This window comes from Streptosporangium sp. NPDC023825 (genome assembly GCF_040639575.1).
Taxonomy (GTDB): domain Bacteria; phylum Actinomycetota; class Actinomycetes; order Streptosporangiales; family Streptosporangiaceae; genus Streptosporangium.
In genome coordinates this window covers 15,005-40,526 of the sequence record NZ_JBFAAE010000067.1, presented here as the reverse complement: position 1 = coordinate 40,526, position 25,522 = coordinate 15,005, and the positions used below count along the sequence as shown (strand labels likewise).

General features: G+C 70.0%; 32 protein-coding genes. 16 read left to right on the top strand and 16 right to left on the bottom strand.

Annotation, left to right across the window (positions count from 1 at the left end; genetic code table 11):
- Positions 1-56: 56 nt before the first annotated feature.
- On the top strand, positions 57-359 hold the full coding sequence (locus tag AB0G15_RS36760; protein WP_362849254.1) for a hypothetical protein: 303 nt from the start codon (positions 57-59) through the stop codon (positions 357-359).
- A gap of 153 nt (positions 360-512) precedes the next feature.
- On the opposite strand, the gene AB0G15_RS36755 is transcribed toward AB0G15_RS36760, so the two are convergent.
- From AB0G15_RS36755 to AB0G15_RS36745, 3 genes are all read right to left on the bottom strand, one after another.
- Positions 513-1,163: a hypothetical protein gene (locus AB0G15_RS36755; RefSeq protein ID WP_362849251.1), complete on the bottom strand. Its 651-nt coding sequence runs from the start codon at positions 1,161-1,163 to the stop codon at positions 513-515.
- A gap of 48 nt (positions 1,164-1,211) precedes the next feature.
- Complete coding sequence (locus AB0G15_RS36750; RefSeq protein ID WP_362849248.1) at positions 1,212-1,583, bottom strand: STAS domain-containing protein; 372 nt, start codon at positions 1,581-1,583, stop codon at positions 1,212-1,214.
- A gap of 100 nt (positions 1,584-1,683) precedes the next feature.
- Positions 1,684-2,250 (bottom strand): PadR family transcriptional regulator, encoded by a 567-nt coding sequence (locus AB0G15_RS36745; protein ID WP_362849244.1) that lies wholly within the window; start codon positions 2,248-2,250, stop codon positions 1,684-1,686.
- 149 nt (positions 2,251-2,399) lie between these two features.
- Here AB0G15_RS36745 and AB0G15_RS36740 point away from each other — a divergent pair, with 149 nt between their 5' ends.
- Positions 2,400-3,551 carry a serine hydrolase domain-containing protein gene (locus AB0G15_RS36740; RefSeq protein WP_362849242.1) on the top strand — a complete coding sequence of 384 codons (1,152 nt, stop codon included), beginning with the start codon at positions 2,400-2,402 and terminating at the stop codon, positions 3,549-3,551.
- Between the two features lie 285 nt (positions 3,552-3,836).
- Here the strand turns inward: AB0G15_RS36740 and AB0G15_RS36735 are convergent, their stop codons facing one another.
- Positions 3,837-4,667 (bottom strand): DUF3626 domain-containing protein, encoded by an 831-nt coding sequence (locus AB0G15_RS36735; protein ID WP_362849239.1) that lies wholly within the window; start codon positions 4,665-4,667, stop codon positions 3,837-3,839.
- 431 nt (positions 4,668-5,098) lie between these two features.
- Here AB0G15_RS36735 and AB0G15_RS36730 point away from each other — a divergent pair, with 431 nt between their 5' ends.
- Positions 5,099-5,545, top strand: a complete 447-nt coding sequence (locus AB0G15_RS36730; protein ID WP_362849236.1) for a cytidine deaminase — start codon at positions 5,099-5,101, stop codon at positions 5,543-5,545.
- 157 nt (positions 5,546-5,702) lie between these two features.
- Here AB0G15_RS36730 and AB0G15_RS36725 read toward each other — a convergent pair whose 3' ends face one another.
- On the bottom strand, positions 5,703-6,227 hold the full coding sequence (locus AB0G15_RS36725; RefSeq protein WP_362849233.1) for a zinc-binding dehydrogenase: 525 nt from the start codon (positions 6,225-6,227) through the stop codon (positions 5,703-5,705).
- Positions 6,228-6,686: 459 nt separating this feature from the next.
- Here AB0G15_RS36725 and AB0G15_RS36720 point away from each other — a divergent pair, with 459 nt between their 5' ends.
- On the top strand, positions 6,687-7,367 hold the full coding sequence (locus tag AB0G15_RS36720) for an NAD(P)-binding domain-containing protein (protein ID WP_362849230.1): 681 nt from the start codon (positions 6,687-6,689) through the stop codon (positions 7,365-7,367).
- 7 nt (positions 7,368-7,374) lie between these two features.
- Here AB0G15_RS36720 and AB0G15_RS36715 read toward each other — a convergent pair whose 3' ends face one another.
- Positions 7,375-7,941, bottom strand: coding sequence for a hypothetical protein (locus tag AB0G15_RS36715; protein ID WP_362849228.1), 567 nt, complete (start codon positions 7,939-7,941; stop codon positions 7,375-7,377).
- A 100-nt stretch (positions 7,942-8,041) separates the two neighbouring features.
- On the opposite strand from AB0G15_RS36715, the gene AB0G15_RS36710 reads away from it, so the two are divergent.
- Entirely contained in the window at positions 8,042-8,329 is a 288-nt protein-coding gene (locus AB0G15_RS36710; protein WP_362849225.1) for a hypothetical protein, read from the top strand.
- On the opposite strand, the gene AB0G15_RS36705 is transcribed toward AB0G15_RS36710, so the two are convergent.
- The 4 genes from AB0G15_RS36705 to AB0G15_RS36690 all read right to left on the bottom strand — a co-directional run bounded on the left by AB0G15_RS36705 (position 8,320) and on the right by AB0G15_RS36690 (position 11,923).
- Positions 8,320-8,664, bottom strand: coding sequence for a hypothetical protein (locus AB0G15_RS36705; RefSeq protein ID WP_362849222.1), 345 nt, complete (start codon positions 8,662-8,664; stop codon positions 8,320-8,322). The genes AB0G15_RS36710 and AB0G15_RS36705 overlap by 10 nt on opposite strands.
- Positions 8,661-10,328: a ribosomal protection-like ABC-F family protein gene (abc-f, locus tag AB0G15_RS36700; RefSeq protein WP_362849219.1), complete on the bottom strand. Its 1,668-nt coding sequence runs from the start codon at positions 10,326-10,328 to the stop codon at positions 8,661-8,663. The genes AB0G15_RS36705 and abc-f overlap by 4 nt, the downstream gene beginning before the upstream one ends.
- Before the next feature lie 454 nt (positions 10,329-10,782).
- A complete protein-coding gene (locus AB0G15_RS36695) occupies positions 10,783-11,304 on the bottom strand; it encodes a phospholipase (protein ID WP_362849216.1) in 522 nt (173 codons plus the stop codon).
- A 256-nt stretch (positions 11,305-11,560) separates the two neighbouring features.
- On the bottom strand, positions 11,561-11,923 hold the full coding sequence (locus tag AB0G15_RS36690; RefSeq protein WP_362849213.1) for a nuclear transport factor 2 family protein: 363 nt from the start codon (positions 11,921-11,923) through the stop codon (positions 11,561-11,563).
- Positions 11,924-12,087: 164 nt separating this feature from the next.
- Between AB0G15_RS36690 and AB0G15_RS36685 the strand changes: the two genes are divergently transcribed.
- Positions 12,088-13,590: a phosphoesterase gene (locus tag AB0G15_RS36685; protein WP_362849210.1), complete on the top strand. Its 1,503-nt coding sequence runs from the start codon at positions 12,088-12,090 to the stop codon at positions 13,588-13,590.
- 135 nt (positions 13,591-13,725) lie between these two features.
- On the opposite strand, the gene AB0G15_RS36680 is transcribed toward AB0G15_RS36685, so the two are convergent.
- From AB0G15_RS36680 to AB0G15_RS36670, 3 genes are all read right to left on the bottom strand, one after another.
- A complete protein-coding gene (locus AB0G15_RS36680; protein ID WP_362849207.1) occupies positions 13,726-14,955 on the bottom strand; it encodes a Dyp-type peroxidase in 1,230 nt (409 codons plus the stop codon).
- A 20-nt stretch (positions 14,956-14,975) separates the two neighbouring features.
- Positions 14,976-15,641 carry a copper chaperone PCu(A)C gene (locus AB0G15_RS36675; protein ID WP_362849204.1) on the bottom strand — a complete coding sequence of 222 codons (666 nt, stop codon included), beginning with the start codon at positions 15,639-15,641 and terminating at the stop codon, positions 14,976-14,978.
- A gap of 192 nt (positions 15,642-15,833) precedes the next feature.
- Entirely contained in the window at positions 15,834-16,391 is a 558-nt protein-coding gene (locus AB0G15_RS36670; protein ID WP_362849201.1) for an MFS transporter, read from the bottom strand.
- A 328-nt stretch (positions 16,392-16,719) separates the two neighbouring features.
- Between AB0G15_RS36670 and AB0G15_RS36665 the strand changes: the two genes are divergently transcribed.
- Genes AB0G15_RS36665 through AB0G15_RS36655 form a run of 3 tightly spaced genes read left to right on the top strand, consistent with a single transcriptional unit; the run spans position 16,720 to position 19,131 of the window.
- Positions 16,720-17,397: a DUF998 domain-containing protein gene (locus AB0G15_RS36665; protein WP_362849198.1), complete on the top strand. Its 678-nt coding sequence runs from the start codon at positions 16,720-16,722 to the stop codon at positions 17,395-17,397.
- 51 nt (positions 17,398-17,448) lie between these two features.
- Positions 17,449-17,823 carry a YciI family protein gene (locus tag AB0G15_RS36660; RefSeq protein ID WP_362849196.1) on the top strand — a complete coding sequence of 125 codons (375 nt, stop codon included), beginning with the start codon at positions 17,449-17,451 and terminating at the stop codon, positions 17,821-17,823.
- A 48-nt stretch (positions 17,824-17,871) separates the two neighbouring features.
- A complete protein-coding gene (locus AB0G15_RS36655; protein ID WP_362849193.1) occupies positions 17,872-19,131 on the top strand; it encodes an RNA polymerase sigma factor in 1,260 nt (419 codons plus the stop codon).
- Between the two features lie 157 nt (positions 19,132-19,288).
- Here AB0G15_RS36655 and AB0G15_RS36650 read toward each other — a convergent pair whose 3' ends face one another.
- A complete protein-coding gene (locus AB0G15_RS36650; protein WP_362849190.1) occupies positions 19,289-19,798 on the bottom strand; it encodes a helix-turn-helix domain-containing protein in 510 nt (169 codons plus the stop codon).
- Positions 19,799-19,896: 98 nt separating this feature from the next.
- On the opposite strand from AB0G15_RS36650, the gene AB0G15_RS36645 reads away from it, so the two are divergent.
- Entirely contained in the window at positions 19,897-20,583 is a 687-nt protein-coding gene (locus AB0G15_RS36645) for a DUF899 domain-containing protein (protein ID WP_362849187.1), read from the top strand.
- 37 nt (positions 20,584-20,620) lie between these two features.
- Here the strand turns inward: AB0G15_RS36645 and AB0G15_RS36640 are convergent, their stop codons facing one another.
- The gene (locus AB0G15_RS36640) at positions 20,621-20,803 is read right to left on the bottom strand and encodes a hypothetical protein (RefSeq protein ID WP_362849184.1); all 183 of its coding nucleotides are present in this window, start codon (positions 20,801-20,803) and stop codon (positions 20,621-20,623) included.
- Between the two features lie 15 nt (positions 20,804-20,818).
- On the opposite strand from AB0G15_RS36640, the gene AB0G15_RS36635 reads away from it, so the two are divergent.
- From AB0G15_RS36635 to AB0G15_RS36625, 3 genes are all read left to right on the top strand, one after another.
- On the top strand, positions 20,819-21,019 hold the full coding sequence (locus tag AB0G15_RS36635; RefSeq protein WP_362849181.1) for a hypothetical protein: 201 nt from the start codon (positions 20,819-20,821) through the stop codon (positions 21,017-21,019).
- A 211-nt stretch (positions 21,020-21,230) separates the two neighbouring features.
- On the top strand, positions 21,231-21,584 hold the full coding sequence (locus AB0G15_RS36630; RefSeq protein WP_362849178.1) for an STAS domain-containing protein: 354 nt from the start codon (positions 21,231-21,233) through the stop codon (positions 21,582-21,584).
- A gap of 141 nt (positions 21,585-21,725) precedes the next feature.
- A complete protein-coding gene (locus tag AB0G15_RS36625) occupies positions 21,726-21,923 on the top strand; it encodes a hypothetical protein (RefSeq protein ID WP_350969163.1) in 198 nt (65 codons plus the stop codon).
- A gap of 225 nt (positions 21,924-22,148) precedes the next feature.
- On the opposite strand, the gene AB0G15_RS36620 is transcribed toward AB0G15_RS36625, so the two are convergent.
- On the bottom strand, positions 22,149-22,634 hold the full coding sequence (locus AB0G15_RS36620; RefSeq protein ID WP_362849175.1) for a MarR family transcriptional regulator: 486 nt from the start codon (positions 22,632-22,634) through the stop codon (positions 22,149-22,151).
- 128 nt (positions 22,635-22,762) lie between these two features.
- Between AB0G15_RS36620 and AB0G15_RS36615 the strand changes: the two genes are divergently transcribed.
- The 3 genes from AB0G15_RS36615 to AB0G15_RS36605 all read left to right on the top strand — a co-directional run bounded on the left by AB0G15_RS36615 (position 22,763) and on the right by AB0G15_RS36605 (position 25,520).
- Entirely contained in the window at positions 22,763-23,242 is a 480-nt protein-coding gene (locus AB0G15_RS36615) for an HGxxPAAW family protein (protein ID WP_362849172.1), read from the top strand.
- Positions 23,243-24,243: 1,001 nt separating this feature from the next.
- Positions 24,244-24,576: an STAS domain-containing protein gene (locus AB0G15_RS36610; protein WP_362849169.1), complete on the top strand. Its 333-nt coding sequence runs from the start codon at positions 24,244-24,246 to the stop codon at positions 24,574-24,576.
- A 260-nt stretch (positions 24,577-24,836) separates the two neighbouring features.
- On the top strand, positions 24,837-25,520 hold the full coding sequence (locus AB0G15_RS36605; RefSeq protein ID WP_362849166.1) for a hypothetical protein: 684 nt from the start codon (positions 24,837-24,839) through the stop codon (positions 25,518-25,520).
- Positions 25,521-25,522: the final 2 nt, after the last annotated feature.

The following is a 25,522-nucleotide window of genomic DNA, read 5'->3' as shown; positions in this document are numbered from 1 at the left end:
TCAGATCCACTCAGAAGGCTGTTCTGCCGGTCCTCCGGCTCATAACATCGGCCCTTATGCTCCGGAACCTCTTTCTCGCCGCAGGAACCTTTCTCATCCTCTTCGGCCTCTACAAGATTGTGTTCTCTCCCCCAGGTCTTTACTGGAGTTACGGCGGCGGAAACACAACCTCCACGCCCGCGTCCTTTGCCTTGGTCGCGCTGAGCGAACCTGTTCTTCTCGTTCTTGGAGGCATGGGGATGATGCTCGGCGCCATCGCGGCGGCAGCCGCGCGCAGCGGAGAAGCCGCCTCCGGCGGAGGCCTCCGGCGCCGGGATGATCACCAGCAGCACGGGCTGGAATCGCAGGAGCCGAGGTGAAGGCCTGATCATCCCGTCTGCCCTCGACCCGGAACAAGTCAGGCAGACCACGGGCCGGGGTGCCGGGCCGTTCGTCCGGCAGGACCTTGAGGTCGAGGCCGTGACGCCGGAGGGCGGTGAGTTCACCCGCGTTCCGCGGGTGGGTCGGCCGCCTCAAGGGTCGGTCGGCGGGGCGACGACCAACTCGGTGTCCGGGTCGTGGTCGATCTGCGGAGGGCCGGCGACGATCATGGTGGCTCGGGCCCACGGCTGTTCTCGCAACACGAACGGCAGTTCCTCCGCCAGCCAGTTCGCCACGTGCTCCAGCTGCTCGGGAGAGTCACCGTCGCGGACGACCAACAAGCGCTCCTGCTCGTCGAGGTCACCCTGCATCCACACCGAGGCGTCCAGCCAGGGGGCGAGTTCTTCGCGGATGACGCCGGTGCCCTCGACCCAGATGAAGTCGGCACCGGCGGGGACGGTGATCGATCCGGGCCGGTCGTGGGTGATCCAGGCATCGGGGCGGAAGTCCACCGCCTCACCCCGGTGCAGGGGGTGCAGGATGTTCTCGGCGAGCACGGCGCCCCAGTCGAAGTAGGCGTGGTTCCAGGCGATGTCGTCGGTGTGCACGACGGCGGAGTTGGGCACCGCCTCGCGTAGCCGCTCGGCCAGGGTCGTCTTGCCGGCGCCGCCTCGGCCGTCGATCGCGATCACCCGCGGACGTCCGGTGACGTCGGGTGACGCGTCGCGCAGCTGCCGGACGGCGTCGAGCACGGTCATCACCCGCCAGCCGGCGGCCTCGGTCTCGCCTGGATGCAGACGCATCGACACCCTGTCTCCGGAGGAAAACACACAGGTCCGGCCCACCACCGCCTACCCGGGAACACCGAACTCGTTCACGGCCTGCTCAACGGTCTCGCGAAACTCCAGCCGCTGGTCCAACCTCCCCCGCCGAAAACGCTCCCTGAGATCGACCGGGGTCGCCGCGATGAGCAGCCTCCCGCCGGCCGTCATGACCCGCTTCGCCGCACCGATCACGGCCCCGACCCCGGCGTCGTCCCAGGCGGTGACTCCCCCCAGGTCGAGAACCAGGCGCGGAGGACCGTCCGCCTTCAAACTCGCTATCTCGCCTTGAAGAAGCATCGCTGGAGCAGCGTCCCTGGTGAGCCCGCCCCTCACACGCAGAACGGTGCACTCACTGTGGTGCCCCAACTCCAGCGTGGTTCCAGGTTTCTTACCCGGCATGGCGCACCCGCCTTTCCGCCCCTGCCCGCTGCTCCCTCATTCTGCCTCCGGCGGGGGCACTTCGGCGCTGGGACGATCCACGTTTTAACGCGCCGCCACATCAGCCCTGAGATCGACGAACCGTGACATCGGGGTCCGGTGTCTCATGCCGGTCGATGTGATCGCGGAACCAGTCGATCGCGAAGCGGTGCGAGGCGATGCCGTAGTCGAGCGTCGCGCGCTGATGGGTGGCGAGGTCGCGGTGCTCCTCGGCAACGTCCAGGGTGCCGAGGTGCCTGTCGAGGGCCGAGAGCGCGGCGAGGTCGGCCTCGAGGCGCGCCGTGATGCGGCGGAGCACCGGTACGCGTTCGGCCGGCTCCAGCAGACCGAGGAAGTAGAGCCTGGACAGCGCCGCTGTCTCCGGATCGGGCCCGGCCAGGTCCCCTGTCATCCACGCGCGGAACTCCTGACGGCCGGCGTCGGTCAGGCGGTACACCTTCCGTCCCCGGCCTCCGGCTTCGACGCTGGCGACCTCGATGAACCCTCGCGCGAGCAGGGTGTCCAGCGCGCGTTTGATGCTGCCGGAGCTGGCGCTGTAGAAGAGCGCGACACCGGCCTCGAACCCTTTGATGAGGTCGTAGAAGGTCTGCGGGGCGATCAGGAGCAGACCGAGGATCACATGAGCCATTGATCGAGTTTAGATCATTGACTCTCATAGACATGTCTATTAGACATATAGAAGTTCCCAGGATGGTGCTCGGGGTCACGAATGCCGGCTGACCGCCCCGGCCGGTGGAAGGCATGGCACCGAGGGGGCGCGTTGAGGTAACGGAGACGATGAACACTCACGTGAAACCACCGCTCGCCACGACCACCGCTCACGACAATCGCGTTCCCGACGACGTCGACGCGCGGCTGAGGGGCCTGCTGGAGAGCCTCGTCGCGCGACGCGGCGCGCACCACGCCAACCTCGCCGTCACAAGCGGCGACGGGAAACAGCGCTGGTCCGCCGCCTCCGGACCCGCCGGTGCCGGCGACCGTCCGCTGAGCCCCGACACCCCGTTCTTCATCGCGAGCGTCACCAAGCGTTTCATCATCACGCTGGTGCTGCAGGCGCACGAGCGCGGCGAGCTCGAGCTGGCCGCCCCGATCGGCAGCTGTCTGCCGGCGGAGATGATCGCTGGACTCCATGTCCTCGGGGGAATCGACCGGACGTCCGCGATCACGGTGCGCCACCTCGCGAGCCACACGTCCGGATTGCCGGATTACTTCGAGAAGCGCGGCGAAGGTCCCAGCTTGTATGAGCGCCTCGCCACCGGTCAGGATCTGGCCTGGACCTTCGAGGACACGATGCGAACCACGCGCGAGCAGCGCCCGCACTTCGAGCCGCAGGACCTCACGGCCGCTCGGCAGAAGGCCCGCTACTCCGACACCGGCTTCCAGTTGCTCATCCGCATCGTGGAGACGGTGACCGATCGGTCGTTCGCCGATCTGCTGACCGAACGGATTCTCGATCCGCTCGGCCTCACGCGCACCTGGCTCCCAGGACACCGCCCGCCGGACCCGGCGACCGCCGCGCCCTCACCGCTCTACGCGAAGCAGCGCCGCGTGGAGCTGACCTCGATGCTCGAATCCTCCAACGACCTGTTCAGCACCACCGGTGATCTCCTCACCTTTCAGCGGGCGCTGCTCGACGGCGAGCTCCTCGGCGTCACCCGCTCGCTGGAACTGCTCACCGAGCGGCGCAACCGGCTGCGCAACATCCCCATCCTCCGGTACGGGCTGGGCACCATGTTCTTCAAGGTCGGCCGGCTCATGTCACCGGGGCGCCGTCCGGTCACGCTCGTCGGCCACTCGGGGGTCACCGGGACCTGGCTCTTCCACTGTCCGGAGCTCGACCTGCACCTGGCCGGCACCGTTGACCAGACCAGGGGACAGGCCATCCCCTTCCGGTTCATGGCGCGTTGCCTGGGCGTCTGGCGAACGTGAGGGCGAAAACCCATCCCGAGACGACGTGGTGCCCGGGCCTTCCGACGACGTCAACGGTCCGGCGGGATGCGGTGGACGGACGCGCGGGAGGGGGACTCGGCGGTGAACTCGGCTCCGGCCCAGTCCGCGTGCCTGGCCTCCAGCTCGAACCCGGCCAGCTGGGCCATGAGGCCGAGCTCGGCCGGCCAGGCCCACGACCACGGGGATCGTCGCGTCGTCCGACGGTTTTCGCCTCTGTGACGACGTGGGGTCTCGGCCACGCTCACTCGCGACCGGTCCAAGGCCCTACCCGGCCGTCTCACCCGCCGTACTCGACGCACTCCCCGAACAGGCGACACCGCAACGAGCCTTCGCCAGGCCCGCGTCGAACGGCGATCCGAAACGTGCCAGACAGTGCCAGACCTTTTTGAGGGCCTGCGGGTCATAGCGACCCGTGCCGGCCGCGTCTCCGATGATCCGCGGATCGAGGTGACCGTCCACGGCGATCTCGGCACCCAGATCGACGTACTCCTGCCCGCGGTAATCCGGATGGCGCCGCAACTGGTCGACGGCGAGCCGGAATCCGGCGTGCCATTCGATCGGGCACGGGAGCCGGTGGGCCGCGGCCTGCACGGCTGTTCCGCGATAGCTCGGATCCAGGACCAGGGCCTCCACGTCACGGTCGAGCCTGACCGGGCCGTGCACCTGGGCCTCGATGTAGTCGTCCAGGGCGTCCGGATCGTCGGCCTCGGCCAACTCGATGAGCGCCATGCGGGACACGACGCCGAAGGCCGACGGCTCGAAGAAGCTGTCCGGATAACAGAACGTGGCTCGCGACAGGGTCTCCGCGGTCAGCCTGAAGTGCGCGGACCCGAACCGTGGCGCCGCGCCGACGGGCTTATCGCGGAAGTTCAGCGCGCCGTAGACGGGGCGATCGTGAGGCGGGGCGTGGTCGTACGCGCCACCGAAGATCCGGCTCTCCCAGCGCCACCGATCCCCGCCCGGATGAGCGGTCAGGCCGCCGTTGCTCGTGCCCGTGACGAACTGCGAGTGGTAGAGGCCGTCGTCCGCCAGTCCGAGCAGGATCGGCCGGCCGTCCGCCATCCGGTCCGGATGGAAATTCAGGGTCACACGCATCCGGGGGTCGAGTGGCCCGCCTGACGACAGGGTCGCGACATGGCGGAGGGCTCGCTCCTGCGGTGACCCGGACGTATCAGCACTCATCCGTAGCGTGCCTCCGCATCGGTTTCCAGGAGGTGGTCCGCCCTGCGGGGGCCCGTCCAGGCCCTGGCGCCCGCGTGTCCGCCCGCCACCGTGCAGGAGAAGCACGTCCCCACCGTGGTCTTGCGCCACGATCGGCGCATCGCCGATCACGAGTTTTCCGGTCGCGTCCACGCCGCCCGTCGCCTTTCGCCCGCACTCCTGTCCTCCGCCTTTCGTAACAGCCTGGCGCGGCGATCTCCACAGCTTTTCCCGCTGGACGGGGCATCCTCGCCTCCTGCCAAGGACGGCGCGTCCTTGCTGCCGGCCGGGAACGTCCGCCACGGTCGATGTGCCACGATTCCTCCATGCAGCTTGATCAGAACCTTGTCGACGCGGCCATCGCGCAAATGGATCGGCGATGGCCCCCCGGGGAGCAGGGCGGTGCCGCGGCCGTCTTCTTGGAGGACGGGCAGATCCTCACCAGCGTCGGCCTGGACAACCTCAACGGCGGAGTGTCCCTGTGCCATGAGACCGGCGCCATCTGCCAGGCCTACACGCTCGACAAGAAGATCACCGCCTCCGTATGCGTGTACCGGGACCCCGGACGTGGGCGCGTCCTCGTCCTTCCTCCGTGCGGCGTCTGCCAGGAACGCCTGGCCCTGTGGGGACCTGACGTCAAGGTCGGCGTGCCCGACGACTCCAGCGTGACGGGATGGAGCGCTCGCACCCTTCGCGAGGTGAACCCGTTCTACTGGGGATCGCAGTTCACCGAGGACGGAGCCTGGCCGGCTCCTGAGGTCCACTTCTCCTGACCTGCGCGGTACGGCCCGCAGGGGCAGGGTCCCGGCCGACGCTCCTGGGGCGGCGGCCTTCCGGCCGGAGACCTCCGGCCGGAAGGCCGCCGCCGGCACCTGCTCGTCGTGGGCGCGCGGCCCGCTACCGGACCCGTCCCGCGGGAAACGGACCGCGTCACGGAAGGACGACGATGCGCCCGCGGGGGTGGCCGGGCTCGGCGCCTTCCTGGAGACGGTGAGCCCGGGCGGCCTCGGCGAGCGGCAGCCGTGTCCCGATCCGGGAGATCAGGGTGCCGCGGGCCAGAAGGTGGTTGATCGCCGTGGCCGCCGCGGCGAGTTCGGCCACGGTGGCGTTGCTGATCGCGAAACCGCGGAGGCTGGCGTCGCGCGTGTACAGCTGTCCCACCGGCAGCACGGGGGCGGCGCCGAGGCCGGCCATGATGATCATCCGGCCGCCGCGGGCGAGCAGGGGAACGGTCCCCACCAGGTCGCGGCCGATGACGAACGGGTACGGCAGGCGCGTCCGGTAGGCGCCGGAGCGGACGAAGGTGCCGACGTGGTTGACGGCGAGTGCCCGCACCTTCACCAGGACCTCCGACGAGCCGGGTCCGGGCACGTGGAACCGGCCGATCCGTATCTCGTCCGCCGGGCCGGGCCGGGTGACGTACGCCGCGGTCATGGTCTCCGGGTCGCTCATCATTCCTCTTCCACGTCGGCTTCCACGTCGGCGAGGTACGTAGGCGCTCACGCCCGCCTCAGATCGCCCTCGCCGGCGTCGCCGGAGGTGCGGGCCGGAGACGAGATCGGCGGTGGCCTCTCCCGTTCCTCGAGAAGCCGTACGTGTGGGACCTGGCGCCTGCCGTCTCGATCGACGGCAGCGATCACAGGGCCGGTGTCCGGAAGCGTGGCGGTCACACCGGCCGATCGGACCGCTCCACCGGGTGACGAAGCTCCTCACGCGCATGCCCGGCGCTCATGACCACGAGTCTACGCAACGGCAGGCCCTTGACCAGGGTGCGAGGGCCCGGGGAGCGACCGTGGTCACTCGCGGCCGGGCCCGCGAGCCGGGTGGTCAGCAGGGTGCCGTCGTCCGGGTTGCCCGCGGTCCACGGAAAAGCGGCGGGGAATGCCGGGTACGGCGCGGAAGTTGGTGGTCGTCATGACAACCATTGGATTCATCGGCAGCGGAAACATCGGGGGCACGGTCGCCCGGCTCGCCCTCGCGGCGGGCTACGAGGTGGTGCTGAGCAACTCGCGCGGCCCTCAGACACTGAAGGAACTGGTCGACGAGCTCGGGCCGGGGGCCGCCGCCGCGACCCCCGCCGAGGCCGCCGCGGCCGGCGGCCTGGTGGTCGTCAGCGTCCCGCTGCGGGCTTACCTCGACGTTCCGGCGGAGCCGCTCGCCGGCAAGACCGTCCTCGACACCAACAACTACTACCCCGAGCGGGACGGGACCTTCCCGGAGCTCGACTCCGGATCCACCACCTCCAGCGAGCTGCTGCAGCGGCACCTGACGATGTCCAAGGTCGTCAAGGTCTTCAACAACATCTACTTCCGGCATCTGCGGGCGCTGGCCCGGCCCTCCGGCGCGGCGGACCGCAGTGCCCTGGCGATCGCGGGCGACGACGCCGGCGCGAAGGGAGAGGTGACCACGTTCCTCGACCGGATCGGTTATGACACCGTCGACGCCGGAGCACTCGCGGACGGGTGGCGTTTCCAGCCGGGAACCCCCTCGTACGGCTTCGCCTACGCGGGAGGGATCGAGAACTTCTGGGAGTCGCCGGGAGTGCCCGCCGACGCCGCGGCGCTCCGCGCCAAGCTCGCCGACGCCCGGCGCTGACACCCGTTCACGACACGGGGTCACGGGGACGTGGCTCGTCCGGCTTCGCGCGGCTTTGATATATCTCCGCCAGCACGAGCAGGAGAACCCCTCCCACGAGAAGGACCGCGGAAACTCCGGAATAGAGGGCGGCCGGCCTGCAGGCGTCCGCGAGCTTCGTCCGGTCGAGGACCATCGAGGAGGCGAGAACCGGAATCGCGGGCCCGGCCGCGCCGGCGACCAGGGAGAGCACTCCCAGCCAGAGGATCCGGGCGGGATTCCGTCGGCGAGCCGGCGGGTCGTGGAGAAACGATCGGAACAACCTGTGCAACAGAAGACCCGCGCCCCCCGCACACAGACCGCCCAGCAGGACGTCCCCGCGCGCCAGTACGTTCTCGGCCACCGTGGAACCCGCTGCCATCAGGATGTTCGGCGGCCTGAACATCGCCCCGGCGCTCATGTCCTTGGCCGCTGACACGCTCAGGGGAAGCCGGTGCGGTATGGGGTGAACGTACACGGCGACGATGTGAGGAGCCTGCATGGCACCGCTGACGACGAACGCGAACCCCGACGCCGCCCAGATGCCCCCGGCCACCAGTGAAAGGCCGGCGAGCCGGCGTAGAACCATGCGGCCCATGGGGCTCCCCACTCGTTCGTCGGCGACTGATAATTCTCACGAAGGAGGATGACGCCATATGGCAGATGAGCAGATTACGACAATCGGCAAATGCTACGCATGCAAGCGCACCTTCAGTTTCATCCCCGCGAGCGTGACGACCGTTACGATCGACCCCGAGACCGGCCTTCCTCCAGGTATGACGGTTTTGGCAACCTTTCGCGAACCGGCACCGGAGGCGACGGCCAGATCGGTCGAGGAACCCCTCTGCCCCAACTGCCTGGACAGGGCGAAGCAGTTCCTGGAACTCACGAGTTCACCCGCTCCCCCCTTCGAGAAGTGGCACAACAACCCTGATCACGACTGATTCCCGGGCCCGGTCGAAGGCGTCGCGGGGAATGGCCGGAGACGATCGAGGGCTCCGGGCACGGCGACGTCGGGGTGGGGGAACCAGTCGTTGGCCGGCGGCTGCCGGGTCTGCCGGTACTGCCGGCCCGCGATCTGGTCGTTCTGGAAGAGCCCGCCCACACCGAACGTGAAATCGAAGTCCCACAACGGACCGGCGAAGATCTTGGTGTCCCGGTCCTCGTGGAAGTGGGCGCTGCGGACGTACGCGTCCGGCCGTCCGAACGGGTACGGTCCGGCGGCCAGGGCGCGGGGCCGGACGTGAACCGGCCCGCTCGTACGCCACGACGGGGTCACCTGTGCCCGAAGCCGTCCACGGGCGCCTCCGTCCCCGCCGGGGCTCCCGTCTCCAGCAGCCGGCCCTCGGAGAGCCGCAGCCAGCGGTCGACCTTGATCTCCGCGAGGAAGCGTTCGTCGTGGCTGACCACCACGAACGCCCCTTCGTAGGCGCTGAGCGCGCTCTCCAGCTGGCCGACGCTGACCAGGTCGAGGTTGTTGGTGGGTTCGTCCAGCAGCAGCAGCTGGGGCGCAGGTTCCGCGTACAGCACGCAGGCCAGGGTGGCGCGCAGCCGCTCACCGCCGGACAGCGCACCGACCGGCAGGTGAACGCGGGAGCCGCGGAACAGGAATCGGGCGAGCAGGTTCATCCGCTGGGCCTGCGGCATCGCGGGGGCGAACGTGGCCATGTTCTCCGCCACGGTGCGGTCGAGATCGAGCAGGTCCAGCCGTTGGGACAGGTAGGCGACCCGGCCGTCGGCCCGCCTGGCCCGGCCGCCCTCCGGTTCCAGATCGCCGTTGATCAGACGCAGCAGGGTGGACTTGCCGGCGCCGTTGGCGCCGGTCAGCGCGACCCGCTCGGGTCCCCGGATCGTCAGGTCGGCGCCCTCCCCCGCGAACAGGGAACGCTCACCGTAGTGGACCTGCATCCGCTCGCCGAGGAAGACCGTGCGTCCGGCCGGGACGTTGGTGCCGGGCAGCTCCAGCGTGATCCTCTGCTCGTCGCGCAGGGCGCGGCCCGCCTCGTCGAGCCGGGCCTTGGCGTCGTTGACCCGCGCGGCGTGCATCTCGTTCGCCTTGCCCGCCGACTCCTGGGCGTCGCGCTTCATCGTCCCGGCGAAGATCTTCGGCAGCCCGGCGTCCTTGAGGTTGCGGGCGGCGTTGCTGGCCCGCCGCGCCGCCCGCTCGCGGGCCTGCTGCATCTCCCGCCTCTCCCGCTTGACCTCCTGCTCGGCGTTGCGGACGTTCTTCTCCGCGACCTCCCGCGCGGCGCGCGCGGCCTCCTCGTAGGCGGTGAAGTTCCCGCCGTAGGAGCGGATCTCGCCCCCGTCGAGCTCGGCGATGCGGTCCATCCGGTCCAGCAGCGCCCGGTCGTGACTGACCAGCAGCAGGCAGCCGTTCCAGTCCTCCAGCACGCCGTAGAGCTTGCGGCGCGCGTCCAGGTCGAGGTTGTTGGTCGGTTCGTCGAGCAGCAGGACGTCGGGCTGCTTCAGCAGCTGCGCCGCCAGGCCGAGGGAGACGACCTGGCCGCCGCTGAGGGTGTGCAGGGGCCGGGTGAGGGAGAGCTCCCCGAGGCCGAGCCGGTCCAGCTGGGCACGGGTGCGCTCCTCGATGTCCCAGTCGTTGCCGATCGTGGTGAAGTGCTCCTCGCTGGCGTCTCCTGACTCGATGGCGTCCAGGGCCCTGATCACCGGGGCGATCTCCAGGACCTCGGCCACGGTCAGGTCGCCGGCCAGCGGCAGGCTCTGCGGGAGGTAGCCGAGCACGCCCTGGACGGACACGGTCCCGCCGCCGGGCCGGTACTCGCCGGCGATCAGCTTGAGCAGGGTGCTCTTGCCGGCGCCGTTCGGGGCGACGAGGCCGGTACGGCCGCCGCCCACGGTGAAGGAAAGATCCTGGAAGACCGGGGTGTCGTCGGGCCAGGAGAAGGAAAGGTTCGAGCAGATGATGAACGCATCGGACATGCGAGAAAACCTCGTGTGGGACGCGGGCACGCCGAAAGCCGCCCGGCAGGGGAACAGGGATCAGTGAAACGACGGCATGGCCACGGCGACGGCGCTCCTACGCGCCGGCCGGTGGCCGATCACTTCCGGTATCACCCGGAGATGTCGTCGTCACCTATCACTTCTGGTCTCCCTCGTGTCCTGTCACTCGCAGCCCATCATATTAGGCATGAAGGGGTGCGAACGCGAGCCCCGGAGAGACCCGCGGGGTGGGCGGCATCGCGTGGTGCCACGTTTTCTCCCGGTGCCCGGGGTGGTGGTGAGCGTTCCCGGGGTTTCCGCGTTCGGTGTGGTCACCCCAGGTCAACGCGCTCCGGCGACGTCGGGCCGTCCTCGCGGTGCGGGCCGGCACGAGGCCGGCCCGCCACGGATCAGCGAGGGGAAGCGATTCCGCCCCCGCGGGGAGCGGGACGAGTCACGCCTCCGCGTCCTGGGTGGCCTGTTCGGCCGCCTGGCGGATCCGCTCGATCTGCGCCCCGGTGACGTTGAGCGTGCCGAATTCCTTGACCGCCTGGTAGTAGGTCCAGGCGAGGCTGTTGCAGGTGCCTCTGGGGATGGTGGAATATCCCGCGCAGATCTGCTTCATGTCGAAGTAGAAAGCGTCGTCGATGCGTGCCTTGTTCGCCGGGAACTGGCTCACCGCCTTGTAGTTGCGGTAGCCGAAGTCATGACGCCTGCACGGCGTCCTGAAGTCGAAGCCGAGTGGCCGGTCGGGGCTGCTCGAACACAGATCGGTCGACCAGTCGAAGGCGTAGTCCCCCCAGGCTCCCTGGTTCTGCCAGGCGGAAAGCCAGCTCGCGGCGCTGGCCGCGGTGGGCTGGCTGAAACTCGAAAGTGCGGCGAGCTTTTGCTCCAGTGTCACCGCATAGGCGGGCGGCGTTAATCCGAGCAGTGCGGTGAGGGAGAGGGCGGCGGTTGCGAGGGCGCGTTTGACCATGGACTCTGCCTTTGTCCGGGGGGTACCTCTCGCGGCAGGACTCTGCCACGGCCTAACAATGAGGCGAAATACCCGGTGACGCCGGAACAGATCTCCGTAAATATCGACGCCGATATTCGTGAACGGAAGCTCTTTACAACATTTACAGCTTCGAGTAAGAAGCCCTTTCCGGCTTCGCGCGGGCAGGCGGCGGTCCGTTCCGCCCGGAGTCCGCCATCGCTCACGGACGTTCGGCGCCGCGGCCGCCGCGCCCCGCTCAGGCGTCGAGGTGCGTGGCGTGCCCCTCCACGACGAGGGGACCGTCGAAGACGAGAACCTCGTTGACCAGGCGGCCGCTCACCGTCAGGTTGCGGTAATTGATCACCAGGGTGTCGATTCCGGCGTAGGCGGCGATCATCTCGAACCGCAGGCCCGGGGTGCTCCTCAGGCCCGCGGCCCAGTACTCGCGCAAGGCGGCCTTGCCCCGGACCACACCTCCGGAGCCGGGGACCAGCACGGCCGCGGTCGGGGAGGTGAAGAGCACGTCCTCGGCGAAGTGCGACAGGACGGCCTCGACGTCGTGGGCGTTCCAGTCCTCGATCCAGCGGTCGGCGAAGGCCCGAAGCTCTGCGTGGTCCATGGCCGTCATGGTGCCACGCGGCCGGCGGATACCGCACGAAGATGATTTCTAACCTTCTGAGGCAATTGTTCTTTGTTGTCCCGTTCCCTGTTCATGTTGCGTTCAGCGCGGCCTTCGAGACTCGCGGATCGGGATCAAGCTGCAGATGACCGAAAGGCTCAATTGTGAAGGATCAGAACACCGAAGACCCCGAGCGCTCGTCGATCTCGCGGCGTCGGTTGGTCAAGTACGCCGGCCTCGGGGCGACGCTGGTCGCCGCGAGCCCGCTGGCGGCCGGCGGCCCGGCGTGGGCGGAGGAGGACCCCGAGCGCGGGAGCGAGAACCGCGGCAACTCCCGCGACCGGGTGTGGCGCGCCGGTGACCACCACGTGCACTCGGAGTACAGCGGCGATTTCGACACCTCGACGAACCCGCCGAAGTTCACCAAGGGCGGTGACGCCGTGTACCCGATCGTCACCAACGCGATCATGGCCAAGTACTTCGGCCTGAGCTGGGCGATGTGCACCGACCACGGCGGGCCGACGCACTCGAAGGTGAACCTTGAGCAGGCCTACCCCGATCTCCTGCGCTCGCGCGTGCTCGTGCCCGAGGTCCTCCAGTTCTGGGGCATGGAGTTCGACGCCCCGGCGCTGGACCACCACACACTGATGATCCCCCACCACTCCGGTGAGGCACAGCAGCTGTTCGAGCTGGAGAGCCGCTTCGCCAAGCACGACGCGTTCCCCGCCGACCCCGGCCGCGACACCGAGGCCAAGATGGTGGAGTTCCTGAAGGCCGCGAAGGACATGCGGCAGAAGCCGCTGGTGATCGCCCACCACGCCTCGCGGTCGGCACCCGGTCTCGGCGTCTACGGGCAGGACACCCCCCGCGAGTTCCGCAACGGCAACAACGCCGCACCGGAGATCTACGTCGGCTTCGAGGGCGCTCCCGGCCACCAGGCGGGCCCGCTCAACGGCGGCGCGCGCGGCGGCTACGGCAACCACCCGACCTACGGCGGCTTCGACCAGATGACGGCTCGCGTCGGCGGCCTCTGGGACTCGCTGCTCGGCGAGGGGCGTCGCTGGTGGATCACCGCGACCTCGGACTCCCACGTGCACTGGACCCGCGGCGGCTCCGACTTCTGGCCTGGCGAGTACAGCAAGACCCACGTACTCGCCAGGCAGGACTACGCCGACATCATGGACGGCCTGCGCAACGGGCGGATCTGGGTCGGCACCGGTGACCTGATCACCAGCCTCGACGTCACGGCGAGCACCCAGGGCCGCCAGGCCACCACGGGTGAGACCCTCACCGTGAGCCGCCGCAACCGCACCGACGTCGACATCGAGATCAGGTTCCGGCCGCTGGAGGGCAAGAACGCCAACGGCGACCACCCCGAGGTCCGGCGCGTCGACCTGATCACCGGCCAGATCACCGGCCCGAGCGCCAACCTCGACGCCGACACCAACCCCACCACGAAGGTCGTGGCCCGGTTCGGGCCGCGCGACTGGCGCAGGTCGGGACGCGAGTACGTCATCCGCCACACCCTGCGCGACGTGCAGGGCGACTTCTACGCCCGCGTGCGCGGCACGAGCACCGACGAGGCCGAGCCGCTCGCCGACGGCAAGGAGAGCCCCTGGGAGGACCTGTGGTTCTACTCGAACCCGGTCTTCGTCCACTACCGCTAGTTCCCTGACCGGGCGACCTCTGCCGGCGGGGAGGACCGTCCCGGCTTCGAGGAGATCGGCGGAACGCGGGACGGCCACCGTGCGCCCGTGACGACATGGTGACGACAAGGTCGTCACGGGCGCGAGCGATCCCTCTCAGCCCAGGAGGCCGTCCCCGATCCAGCCGTTGGGAGAGCATCCCGGCGGGATGGCGAAGACGGCCGAGCCGATCGGGGTCGTCCACTCGTTGAGCAGGTCGGCCTCGGCCAGCCTGCGCTGGATCGGGACGAACTGCCGGGAGACGTCGGCCTGGTAGGAGGCGAACAGCAGCCCGGAGTCTGCGTGCCCGTCCGGGGTGATCCCCTCGTCGTAGTTGTAGACCCTGCGCATGATCCGCAGGTCCGGGTCGGCGACGTGGGCCCGGCGGATGTGGGCCTGTTCGGAGATGACGGGGAAGCCGATCGCGTTGAGCTTCTCGAAGTCGGCCTTGTCATCCTCGTCGCGTCCGGTGAGCGGGGCGCCGTTGTCCAGGCGCCGGCCCACGGTGAACTCCTTGGCGACCCGGTCCACGGCGTCCCAGGTCTCCATCTCCGCCCGGATGCGCCGCAGCACCAGCGTGGTGCCGCCGCGCAGCCACTCCGGACCGCCGCTCACCCACACGGCCCGGTCGAACTCGGGGGTGCCGGGTGCCGGGTTGACGGTCCCGTCGAGCTGGCCCATGACGTTGCGCTGGGTCATCCCGGCGGGCTGGGTGCCCGCGGCGCGGCGGAAGCCCCGCTGGGTCCAGCGGACCTTCGCGAAGGAGCGCGCGTCCTTGACGACCATGCGCAGGGCGTGGCTCAGGGTGAGGGCGTCGTCGGCGCAGATCTGCAGCAGCAGGTCCCCGCCGCTCCACTCCTTCCTGAGCCTGTCGATCGCGAAGGCGGGCAGCGGCGCCGCCGCCTCCGGACGGCGGTCGGCCAGCCCGGCCGCCGTGAAGAGGCCGGGGCCGAACCCGAAGGTCACGGTCAGCCTGGCGGGCAGGACGGCCAGCTCCGGTTCGGTGTCGGCCAGGGCCGGCCTGCCCTGGGTCAGCCGCCGGGCGTCGTCGGTGAGCAGTCGCATCATCCGGACCAGCGCCTCACGGTCGGTGTCCGGCAGCAGATCCAGGCCGACGAACACCCCGTACGTCTGGGGTGCCGTCGCGATCCCGGCCTGGTGAACCCCGTCGAAGGGTTCCGCCAGGGAACCGCCGGAGACGGGGGAGGCCGCCGGAGCGGTCCGGGGATCGGATCGGGGGGCGACTGGGGGGACAGCCTGGTCGGGGGCGCACGCGGCGAGGGCGCCGACCGCGGTGGCGGCGCCTCCCGCGAGCAGGCCCCTACGGCTGAGCCGGGGGTCTCGCATGAGTTCTCCTCCGTTCCCGCTCAGCCGTTGCTCTCGCCCATGTCCCTGCCCCTGTCGCCCTTGTCGCCGTGGCCGTCTCCCATGTCCGTGCCGGGCCGGTAGTCCTCCTTGCCTCCGGCGAAGTCCTTGCCGACCGCGGTGAACTCCACGGTCTTGCCGTCCTTGAGGGTCAGGGTGAAGGGAATCTGCGCGCCGGGCCTCACCGCCTCGGTGATGCCCATCAGCATGATGTGATCGCCGCCGGGCTGGAGCAGGTGGGTGCCCCTCGCGGGGATCACGATCCCGCCCTCCTTGGGCCGCATGATCATCTTTCCCCTGGAGTCGACGACCTCGTGCAACTCGATCTTCGGGGACAGCGGCGAGGCGCCGGAGACGACCGTCACCTCGGCGTCGGTGTTGTTGACCAGGGTGCCGAAGGCGGCGCTCATCCCCTTCTTCGCGGTCTTCACCCACGGATCGGTGATCGTCAACGCGACGGCGGCGACGGCGGCGGTGGAGGGGGAGGGGGTGGCCGCGGGTGCGGCGGTGCTCGGGGCGGCGGCCGGTGCCGTACCGCCCTGGGAGCCACATCCGCCCAGGACCATCACGGCCGCGAGCAGGACGCCCGCGGGGGCGGTACGCCGGATTCCGGCGTGGGTGACTCCGTGGCGGCTGGTTCCGGCACGGTTGATACGACGAGCAGACACGTTGACGCCTTTCTTCTGGCCGTACCGGCAGGCCGCGGCCGAACGCCGCCTCGATGGGCCGTGCCGGCCACGCGGCCGGGATTGTCACGCTGATTCGGTCCGCCGGGCAGCCGGAAGGCCGCGTCGGCGCAGGCCCGCGCGCACGTACGCGCGGGCTCGGGAACGAGTCACGCCCCCGGGTGACCTGGGCGGTCAGCCGGAGGTGACGGTGACGATCCGGGGAGGGCCGCGCCGGCTGACGACGTGGCGCAGCACGGCCGGGCGCAGCACACCCGGCTCGATCGCGCCCGCGGTGAGGAAGGACGTGTACGCCGGGGTCACGACCACGATGAGCACGCGGCCCAGCCGGGCACCGAGCCGCCGGAGCAGTGCCCACAGCACCGCCTCGCCGCGCGCCAGCCACAGCGCGGTCAGCCCGACGGCCCAGCCGTGCGCCACCAGCATGCCCAGGCCGGGCAGCAGCCCCGAGTGGACATGCCCGATCATCTCGGTGGGGGACGCGGCGTGCGCGAGGGAGAACAGCACGTGCAGTCCGGCCTGCGCGCCCCCCAGCACCGGCAGGATCACCGCCAGCGTCCGTTCGCGCCCCGACGCGGCGAGAGCCGCGGCGAAGGCGAGCACCAGGGCCACGGTCGCGGCCGGTACGGAGACCGAACCTCCCGCGAGGACGTGTGCCATCACGCTCAGCCCCAGGCAGACCGCGGCGAAGGCGGCCGCGCGGGCGAGGCGGAAGGGCAGCGTCGCGGGCATGATGGGGAAATCATCCCACGCCACCCCGGCGGTGCGAGGTCCGAGACCCGCGGGCGGTTCGCGCCCGCGCCACCACCGCGTGTCTCCCCAGCGCCGGCGGTGCCCCACCCGCCGCGGATCACGGTCACTCCGCCCGCGCCGACCCGGACTCCTGTTTTCGCAGATCAGAGGGGCAGAGGTCACTCCCGGGGCATCAAGGCGACCGCTCCTAGAAAAATCTTGAAAGAAATCCGGCCGCCGTGTCGAATCGGGCCGGGCCCGTTCGAAGCATGGTCGGAGGGCCGGGAGGAACACGGGAGCCGGCCCAGGACGCGTGAGGAGAAGGGCCATGACCCAGCAGACGACGAGGACCGCGAACACGACCGCCTGCGACCCGCAGACGAGTGTCACCAGGTCGCTCCTGGGCTACGGCGTCATCGCCGGGCCGGTGTACATCGCGGTGTCCCTCGCCCAGGCGCTGACCCGGGAGGGCTTCGACCTCACCCGCCACGCGTGGAGCATGCTCGCCAACGGCGGCCTTGGCTGGATCCAGATCGCCAACCTCGTCGTCGCCGGGCTGGCGAGCGTCGCCTGCGCGGTCGGCCTGCGCCGCGCACTGGCCCCCGGACACGGCGCGACCTGGGCTTCCCGGCTCGTCGGCGCGTACGGAGTGAGCCTGGTCGGCGCGGGGATCTTCCGGGCGGACCCGGGGATGGGCTTCCCCGCCGGCACGCCGGAGGGGCCGGGGCCGGTCAGCTGGCACGGAATGCTCCACTTCGCCTGCGGCGCCGTCGGCTTCCTGTGTGTGATCGTCGCCTGCTTCGTCATCGGCCGGCGGTTCGCCGCGGAAGGGCGTACGGGATGGGCCGTCTTCTCACGGCTCAGCGGCGCGTTGTTCCTCGTGACCTTCGCCGCGATGGCGAGCAGCGGGGGCGCCATCTGGGCCAACCTGGCCTTCGTCACCGGAGTCGTGGTCATCTGGGCCTGGCTCTCTGCCCTGTCGCTCCACCTCTACCGGCGCGCCTGAACCGGCCCGCCACCCGACCAGACCGTTCAAAAAGGACCAAGGAGAAAAGCGATGCGATACATGGCCACCCTCAAGGTCACCCACCGGCCCGACACCCCGCCACCCGCCGAGCTGATGGAGGCCATCATGAAGCTCGGCGAGGAGGCCACCAGGGCAGGTGTGCTGCTCGACAACGGCGGGCTGGCGCCGAGCACCCAGGGCGCGCGGATCGAGCTCACCGGGGGCAGGCTGAGCGTCACGGACGGTCCGTTCGCAGAGGCGAAGGAGCTGATCAGCTACGCCGTCTACCAGGTCAGGTCGAAGGAGGAGGCCGTGGAATGGGTCTCCCGCTTCATGAGGCTCCACCGCGACCACTGGGAGGGCTGGGAGGGTGAGGGCGACCTCCACCGCGTCTTCGGCCCCGAGGACTTCGCCGCCCCCGCGTGAAGCCGGGGCGGTGTCGGGGGCGGGGACGACGTGCTTGGATCGGGGAGCATGACGGTTGGGGATCCTCACCGGGTGGTCGAGGCGGTCTGGCGGATCGAGTCCGCGAGAGTGATCGCCGGGCTCGCCCGGATGGTGCACGACGTCGGGCTGGCCGAGGAGCTCGCGCAGGACGCCCTGGTCATCGCGCTGGAGCAGTGGCCCAGGACGGGCGTACCGGATAATCCCGGCGCCTGGCTCATGCTCACCGCCAAGCATCGGGCGATCGACCTGCTGCGCCGCAGGAACCGGTACGAGCGGAAGCTCGAAGAGGTCGGCCGGGACATGGAGATCCGCCGGGAGTCGGCCGAGGCCGAGCTGGACGACACCCTCGACGATCACATCGGCGACGACGTGCTGCGCCTCCTCTTCACGGCCTGCCACCCCGTACTTCCCACGGAAGGACGCCTGGCGCTCACCCTCCGTCTGCTCGGCGGCCTGACGACGGAGGAGATCGCGCGCGCCTTTCTGGTGCCCGAGCCGACCATCGGGCAGCGGATCTTCCGGGCCAAGCGCACCCTCACCGACAAGCGGGTGCGGATCGAGATGCCCACCCCGGCCGAGCTGGGCGACCGGCTCTCGTCTGTCCTGGAGGTCGTCTACCTCATCTTCAACGAGGGCTACTCGGCGACCGCCGGCGACGACTGGATGCGCCCCTCGCTCTGCGAGGAGGCGCTGCGCCTGGGCCGGATCCTGGCGGGTCTCATGCCGCAGGAGTCCGAGGTGCACGGCCTCGTCGCCCTGATGGAGATCCAGGCGTCCCGCACGCGCGCCAGGACGGGACCGGACGGCGAGCCGGTCCTGCTCCTCGACCAGGACCGGGGGCTGTGGGACCGGCTGCTCGTCCGCCGCGGACTGGACTCGCTCGCCCGCGCCGAGGAGCTCGGCACGCTGGGCCCGTACGGCCTGCAGGCCGCGATCGCCGCCTGCCACGCCCGCGCGCCGTCCGCCGGCGACACGGACTGGGAGCGGATGGCCGCCCTGTACCGGGTGCTCGCCCACGTCGCCCCCTCACCCGTGGTGGAGCTGAACCGCGCTGTCGCGGTGGGCATGGCGTACGGCCCGGAACGCGGCATGGAGATCGTGGACGGGCTGGTGACGGAGCGCGCGCTGAAGGGCTATCCGCTGCTGGCGGCCGTACGGGGTGACCTGCTCGTGAAGCTGGGCCGCCTCGACGAGGCGCGCGAGGAGTTCGAGCGGGCCGCCGGGCTCACCCGCAACGAGCGCGAGCGGGCCCTCTTCCTCGCCCGCGCGACCGCCGCGGGCGGCTGACGGGCACCGGCCCCGCGGGGATCGGCAGAGGGCGGGCAGAGGCTCGGTAAGGGGTCGGCAGAGGGCGGGCAGAGGCCCGGTCAGGGATCGGCACCGCGAGTCCGGGCTCCATCTCACCGGTGACCGGCCGCGTCCGGCGCCGGGGCGGGCGCACGTCTCAGGGCCCGGCGTGCTCGTACCGGTCCGCGCCTGCCTGGTCGTGTGACGGGGCCGGGGGTTCGGCCCCCGGGCCGGGCAGCACGTCGACGTCGGCGGCGCCCATCCGCCGGTCGCAGACCGAGCAGTGCAGCTCGACGTGGCTGATCTCGCCGCAGGCGTGGTGACGGTAGAGCACCGGCGGACCGGCCTCGCCCGCCGCCCACCGGTCGCCCCAGCGCACCATCACCAGGAGCAGGTCGCACAGCTCCAGGCCCTTGGCGGTGAGCGCGTACTCGTGGCGGAGCGGCCGGCTCGAATACTCCCGCCGCTCCAGCACGTCGTTCTCGACCAGCCACTTGAGCCGCTCGGCGAGCACCTTGCGTGAGATGTCCAGGCTCTGCTGGATCTGGTCGAAGCGGCTGATGCCGACATAGACGTTCCGCAGGATCAGTGGCGACCACGGCTCCCCGATGACATCCAGCGTGCGGGCGATCGAGCAGGCCATGTCACCGAATCGGGTTCGCTGCATGGGAGAAGTCTAGGCGAGAGGGTTCCCTTAAGGAACGATCCCCTGTTACCGTCTTCCCAAGTAAGTTCCTTGAGGGAACTCGCCGGAGGGAGCGCATCATGAACCACCCCCAGGTCGTCTCGGCCCAGGACTGGCGGACCGCGCGGGAGGCGCTGCTGGTGAAGGAGAAGGAGCACACCCGCGCGCTGGACGCGCTGGCCGCCGAGCGGCGCAGGATGCCGATGGTCCGGGTCGGCGGGGACGGCGAGGAAGGGGCCGGCGGCGGGTACGTGTTCGAGGGCCCGGACGGGCCGGTGAGCCTGCTCGACCTGTTCGACGGGCGACGCCAGCTCATCGTCTACACCTTCATGTGGCTGGGCGGCGACGACTTCTGTTCGGGGTGTTCGATGTTCACCGACAACATCGGGCACCTGAGCCACCTCCACGCGCGCGACACCTCCCTGGTGCTGGTGTCCCGCGGCCCGCTGGCCGAGATCACCCCGTTCAAGGAGCGCATGGGCTGGACGATCCCGTGGTTCTCCTCGCTGGGCAACGACTTCAACGACGACATGGGGGCGGGCGACGGGTTCGCGCTGAACGTCTTCCTGCGCGACGGCGACGCCGTCTACCGCACCTACTCCACCACGGGGCGCGGGGTCGAACGGCTCGGCAGCGGCTGGACCTTCCTCGACCTGACGCCGCTCGGCCGCCAGGAGACCTGGGAGGACTCCCCCGAAGGCCGGCCGCAGACCCCGCCCTACACCTGGTGGCGCCTGCACGACGAGTACGGCGAGCAGGGCGAGTAGGGATCTGAGCACCACCCGATCGACCGTCGCCCGGCGATCAGGCAGGACCGCGAGGATTCTGGCGCGGGATGTCGCGGTGGTGGTAGTCCAGTTCCTCGCTGCGGAACAGAAAGATCGCCCGCGCCTCGTCCAGGTGCGCCGCGCTGTAGAACGCGGCCATCCTGCCCACGTCGCCGTACGCGAGGAACGGGACGATCAGGCGGCCGACGTCCACGCGCACGGGCCGGGAACCCACATGGGCCACTGGCGGCGGCTCGTCGCCCTGCTGCTGGGCCCGGACCCCGACCTGGCGGCCCGCGCCCGCGCGGTCGTGGCCATCGGCGGGCTCTCGGACCGCACCGTGGAGTTCGCCGACGTGCCGGCCGCGACGCTCGGCCCCCTGGCGGTGGCCGCCGCGCCGGCGGCGCTCGGGCCCGGCCCGCCGGCGGCCGGGTGAGTCCCGCGCGAAGCGACCTCACCGGGCCGGAAGCCGCCGGAAAGGGGATCCGCGGGCCCCGGACATGTCAGGGATGACGAACAGGCACCGCGAAAACGCACCCCGGTGTGGCACACTTTCGACATCGCCACAGCGGCATCGATCGGTCACACCGCCCATTCCAACGGACGCTCCACGGGTTGAGGCCCGCGGCCGCCGATCGGAGGTCCACATGGACCTGTCCACGCACGCCCATCCGGACTGGATGGTCTGCGACGTCGCAGGGAAGATCGATATCTTCACCGCCAACGCGCTCCGCGAGCACCTGCTGGCCGCGCTGGGCCGTCCGGGATACCGGCTCCTGCTCGACATGTCCATGGTCACCGCCATGGACGCCAGCGGGGTGGCCGTGCTGCTCTCCACCCTGCGCAGGGCCGTGCGACACGGTGGCACGCTGCGGCTGATCGCGCCCGCGCCGGTGGTGCGCGGGCTGCTGAAGGTCAGCGGGCTGTCGGGGAAGTTCGCCGTCAGCGCCGATCTGGCCGGTGCGCGGATCGCGGAACCGCTGCCCGCCGGTGGCCTGTGAACCACCGCCCGCACCCGCCGTTCCGGCCCTGGAGCCCTCCGTTTCGGAAGGCAAGATGATTCTGGGCAAGCCTCAATTGATTTATTAGTAAAAAGAGCGAGGAAACATCATAAAAGAGTCAAACGAGTCTAAAGTCAACTCATGGTGACTCACCGCACGGCGGTCGTACCGGCAGATTCCGGAGCTCCCGGCAAGTGTCTCTGCGGCCATCCGGCCGACTACGTGATCGAAACGCGCTGGTTCTCCGGCAGGCACTCCCGCGACCCGGTCTGCGCGCCCCATGTCACCGAGGTCCTCCAGGGAATCGCGAAGCAGAACGCGCGCCGCGACGGAGGGTGAACGCCCGGCGGGAACCGGCCGCGAGCTCGCCCGCGCGCCGGTGATCGGCACCCCGGCCGACGCCATCACCATGATCGAAGCTGTGGCCCGCGGACGCTCCGGGTCACGGGACGCCGCCCTCGACCCGGGACCCGGCCGGAGCCGGTAGCCGGGGGCGGCGCCCTCCGGAAAACCGCGAGAATCCCGGTACCACCGTCGAGAACGAGATTCCGGAGCCCTTTTCCGTCAGAGAGCCGGAGATTCGCGGATCTCGGCCAGAGAGGTCCGCATGGCGTCGGCGGCACGCGTGAACCAGTCGGAGATGGCGGCCAGCTCGTCCGGGCCGTAGCTCTCGAAGAGCTCGGTGAGCCGCCGGTAGGTGGGCTCGTACGCCACCGCGATGCGGGCGGCCGAATCCCCTTCCGGGACGATCCGGACACGGCGCCGGTCGTGGGGATCGGGAACGCGCCGGGCGTAGCCGGCGCTCTCCAGACGGTTGACCACACCTGTGACGGCCCCCGTGGTGAGACCGGCCAGCTCGGCGAGGCGGCCCGCGGTGAGCGCCTCCTCCCCCGCGCCGAGGACGAAGCCCAGGCACGTCAGGTCCGTGACGTTGATGCCGAGACGCTCGGCGAGCGTGTGCTGCCCGACCAGGCTCAACGCGATCAGCTGGTCCATCCGGGCCAGGACCTCCAGCGGCGAGACGCCGGCCTCCGACTTGCGTTCCACCACGAAATCTCCTTACTATCTAAGAAACTTAGCTCGTGAGATAAATGATACGGGCGGATTCAACCTAGCGCCTGCCACCCGGCGATCCGCCACGGCCCGCGGAGGGCGGCGCTCCAGATGGAGGAGACATCGTGGGGATAAGGAAAGACCTCGCGGAGCTGGCGGAGATCCACGAAGAGCACGACATGGGACACACCGTGGCGGGCTGGACCGGCTCGATCGTATGCATCACCGGCTTCACGATCTCCGGGGTGGCGATGGTGGCCGCCAGCGTCCCCTTCTTCTGGGTCGGCGCGGGGGTCGTGGCCCTGGGAGGCGCCCTGGGGCGGCTTCTCCACCAGATGGGATTCGGCAAGGAGATCGGACCACGGCCGGCGTCCGAACGCGGCATGCGCCGGCGCCCGGCACCGGGCGCACCGAAAGCGGTGGAGCCGCAGGGAGGAACGGCACGATCCCGTACGGAACCTCGTCCACCCGTCCGCCCGGCTCAGCCCGTGACGGCGGTCCAGGTCATCCCGGGTTCCCAGGTCACCCCGGGTTCCCAGGTGACCTCAGGTTTACAGGTGACTTCGGGTGCCCGGGTCACCTCGGGCACGCGGTCCGGCCTCTGATCCGGCCGCACCTCGCACGATCCGGCCCCGGTGTCACCGCGCGCAGGCCGGCCCCTCGACCGAGGGGCCGGCCTGCCGGTTTTCCGGCCTGTTCCGGCCTGCCCCGCCGGTTTTCCAGCCTGCTCGGGACCGTCCCGTTCCGGTCCGGCCGAGCCCGCGCGGCGGGACCGTCCGTCCGGGACGAAGGCTCGATGACCAGGGGATTCGGGCGGGTGGTTCGTCCCCGCCATCCGCGAGATAGGACGAAATCTCGCAAGTACACTGTAATTCCCCGCCATCGGGGCGACCAGAACTGCATACCTGGTAAGACGGAGGGAACGCCCGCCTTGTGAACTGCGGGTCTAAGGAGTCTTTCCATGCCACCCGAAGGTGTGAACACGCTCTCGATATCGGCCGATGCGCGCGGAAGCGCCATCGTGGTCCGGGCGATCGGCGAGCTCGACTACGACTATGCGCCGACCTTCCGGAGAGAGATCGTCCGGGCCCTGAACCTGAGCGCCGGCAACTCGCCGTCCGAGCTCCCGACTCCTCCAGCCCTCGACTCGCGGTCCGAGCTCCCGGCTCCTCCGTCACTCGATTCGCCGTCCGCGTTCCCGGCTCCTCCGTCACTCGATTCGCCGTCCGCGTTCCCGGCTCCGTTCCCGGCTCCTCCAGCCCTCGGTTCGCCGTCCGCGTTCCCGGCGCTTCAGGCACCGTTCTCCGGTCCGTCACCGCTCCTCCCGGAGACGCCGTTCCGCTCCGAGACGCCGTTCCTCTCGGAAGTCCCGCCGGCCTCGGGAGGTCCGCTCCCCTCGGAGCCGCCGTCCCCGCTGTCGCCCGAGCCCCCTTCCCCGTTCTTTCCCGGGAGCCCGCCGCCCCCCTCCCCGGAAAGCCCGCCACCTCCGGGAAGCCCGCCACCGCTCTTCCCCGATGATCCCTCTCCCCTCTCCCCGGACAGACCGCCACCGGACGGGCCGCCGTCGGACGGGCCGCCGTCGGACGGGCGGTCATCGCTCTCCGCGATGGCCTCGCTCTCCCCCTCGCCACAGGTCCTCTCCTCCTTCGAGACATCTCCGGAGACCTTCGGGACGTCTCCGGACACGCGGGCCCAGGCCGGGCCGTGGCTCATCCTCGACCTGCAGGGCCTCACCTTCTGCGACTCCACCGGGCTCGCGGAACTGCTGTGGCTCCTGCGCAGGAGCCAGGAGACCCGGACCCGCCTGGTGCTGGCCGGAGCGAGCCGGACGCTGCGCCACATGATGGCCACCACCGGGCTCCTGACCTACTTCACGATGGCCGCCTCCGTGGAGGAGGCCCTGCCGGACGAGGAGTTCAGGACGGCGGAGGGGCACTGACGCACGGGCGGACGACGGTTCCGTTCTCCGGCGCGCGGCGGACCTCGCGGTCGTGAAACGGCCCTCGCGGGAGGCCCCCACGGCGGCGTCCGGGAGAGACGCATCCGTGGAAGACGCGCCCGCGGGAGAGGCCGCACAGAACTTTGAGACGTATGTCGTTAAAACGCACTCATTCGTCTGACAAGTAGGTCAATATCTTCTTACGGGAAAATCCACTATCCGGCGAAAGTGGGGTCCCGATGCGGAGAATGTCACCGCGGATGACCGCGGAAGCACTACCCGAGACCCTGGACGGGCTGCCCGTGGCACCCGGGGAATTCCTCGCCCTCGTCTCCGTGGACTTCAGCGGGACGTACCAGGTCTACCTTGCCGCCAAGGACGAGCGCATCAAGATGACCCGGCTGTCCATGAGCCTGCTCGCCGCCCCGTTCGCGGCCGCGGTCGCACTGGCCAGCGCGAAGGTGGTCAGCCCGGAGACGCTGACCGCCTGGCTCACCGTGCCCTGGCACCTGTTCGCGATGGTCGCCGCGTTCGGGCTGCTCAGCGTGCTGCCCTTCCTGCGGCTGATCGAGGCCGTCAACGCGCACATGAGGACCGCGCGGGCGCTCAACAACTTCCGCCTGCTCTACGCGGTCCACCTCAAGGACCAGTTCTCGGCCCTCGGCTGGACTCCCAACCTGCCGGTGGATCCCCGGTACCCGGAGACGTACGCGCCGATGGCCTGGCCGGGGATCAATGTGATGATGCTGGCCCTGGTCAACAGTTCCTACATCGCGGTGGGCGTGCTCGGAATGATCGGGGCGGCGCCGACCATGGCGCTGCTCCTGGTGATCATCGGCCTGCTCGCGATGGTCCACTATTTCGTCTACTACGTTCGCGCCAATGTTTCCCGGCAACGCCGGCTCCCACACAACCCCTTCCATTTCCCCAACGTGGAGACCTGAAT

Bases quoted from the DNA above. Each gene is read 5' to 3' on its own strand.
- AB0G15_RS36760 (WP_362849254.1), top strand. From the start codon at position 57: ATGCTCCGGAACCTCTTTCTCGCCGCAGGAACCTTTCTCATCCTCTTC.
- AB0G15_RS36755 (WP_362849251.1), bottom strand. From the start codon at position 1,163: ATGCGTCTGCATCCAGGCGAGACCGAGGCCGCCGGCTGGCGGGTGATG.
- AB0G15_RS36750 (WP_362849248.1), bottom strand. From the start codon at position 1,583: ATGCCGGGTAAGAAACCTGGAACCACGCTGGAGTTGGGGCACCACAGT.
- AB0G15_RS36745 (WP_362849244.1), bottom strand. From the start codon at position 2,250: ATGGCTCATGTGATCCTCGGTCTGCTCCTGATCGCCCCGCAGACCTTC.
- AB0G15_RS36740 (WP_362849242.1), top strand. From the start codon at position 2,400: ATGAACACTCACGTGAAACCACCGCTCGCCACGACCACCGCTCACGAC.
- AB0G15_RS36735 (WP_362849239.1), bottom strand. From the start codon at position 4,667: ATGCGTGTGACCCTGAATTTCCATCCGGACCGGATGGCGGACGGCCGG.
- AB0G15_RS36730 (WP_362849236.1), top strand. From the start codon at position 5,099: ATGCAGCTTGATCAGAACCTTGTCGACGCGGCCATCGCGCAAATGGAT.
- AB0G15_RS36725 (WP_362849233.1), bottom strand. From the start codon at position 6,227: ATGATGAGCGACCCGGAGACCATGACCGCGGCGTACGTCACCCGGCCC.
- AB0G15_RS36720 (WP_362849230.1), top strand. From the start codon at position 6,687: ATGACAACCATTGGATTCATCGGCAGCGGAAACATCGGGGGCACGGTC.
- AB0G15_RS36710 (WP_362849225.1), top strand. From the start codon at position 8,042: ATGGCAGATGAGCAGATTACGACAATCGGCAAATGCTACGCATGCAAG.
- abc-f (WP_362849219.1), bottom strand. From the start codon at position 10,328: ATGTCCGATGCGTTCATCATCTGCTCGAACCTTTCCTTCTCCTGGCCC.
- AB0G15_RS36695 (WP_362849216.1), bottom strand. From the start codon at position 11,304: ATGGTCAAACGCGCCCTCGCAACCGCCGCCCTCTCCCTCACCGCACTG.
- AB0G15_RS36690 (WP_362849213.1), bottom strand. From the start codon at position 11,923: ATGGACCACGCAGAGCTTCGGGCCTTCGCCGACCGCTGGATCGAGGAC.
- AB0G15_RS36680 (WP_362849207.1), bottom strand. From the start codon at position 14,955: ATGCGAGACCCCCGGCTCAGCCGTAGGGGCCTGCTCGCGGGAGGCGCC.
- AB0G15_RS36670 (WP_362849201.1), bottom strand. From the start codon at position 16,391: ATGCCCGCGACGCTGCCCTTCCGCCTCGCCCGCGCGGCCGCCTTCGCC.
- AB0G15_RS36665 (WP_362849198.1), top strand. From the start codon at position 16,720: ATGACCCAGCAGACGACGAGGACCGCGAACACGACCGCCTGCGACCCG.
- AB0G15_RS36660 (WP_362849196.1), top strand. From the start codon at position 17,449: ATGCGATACATGGCCACCCTCAAGGTCACCCACCGGCCCGACACCCCG.
- AB0G15_RS36655 (WP_362849193.1), top strand. From the start codon at position 17,872: ATGACGGTTGGGGATCCTCACCGGGTGGTCGAGGCGGTCTGGCGGATC.
- AB0G15_RS36650 (WP_362849190.1), bottom strand. From the start codon at position 19,798: ATGCAGCGAACCCGATTCGGTGACATGGCCTGCTCGATCGCCCGCACG.
- AB0G15_RS36645 (WP_362849187.1), top strand. From the start codon at position 19,897: ATGAACCACCCCCAGGTCGTCTCGGCCCAGGACTGGCGGACCGCGCGG.
- AB0G15_RS36635 (WP_362849181.1), top strand. From the start codon at position 20,819: ATGGGCCACTGGCGGCGGCTCGTCGCCCTGCTGCTGGGCCCGGACCCC.
- AB0G15_RS36630 (WP_362849178.1), top strand. From the start codon at position 21,231: ATGGACCTGTCCACGCACGCCCATCCGGACTGGATGGTCTGCGACGTC.
- AB0G15_RS36625 (WP_350969163.1), top strand. From the start codon at position 21,726: ATGGTGACTCACCGCACGGCGGTCGTACCGGCAGATTCCGGAGCTCCC.
- AB0G15_RS36610 (WP_362849169.1), top strand. From the start codon at position 24,244: ATGGCCTCGCTCTCCCCCTCGCCACAGGTCCTCTCCTCCTTCGAGACA.
- AB0G15_RS36605 (WP_362849166.1), top strand. From the start codon at position 24,837: ATGACCGCGGAAGCACTACCCGAGACCCTGGACGGGCTGCCCGTGGCA.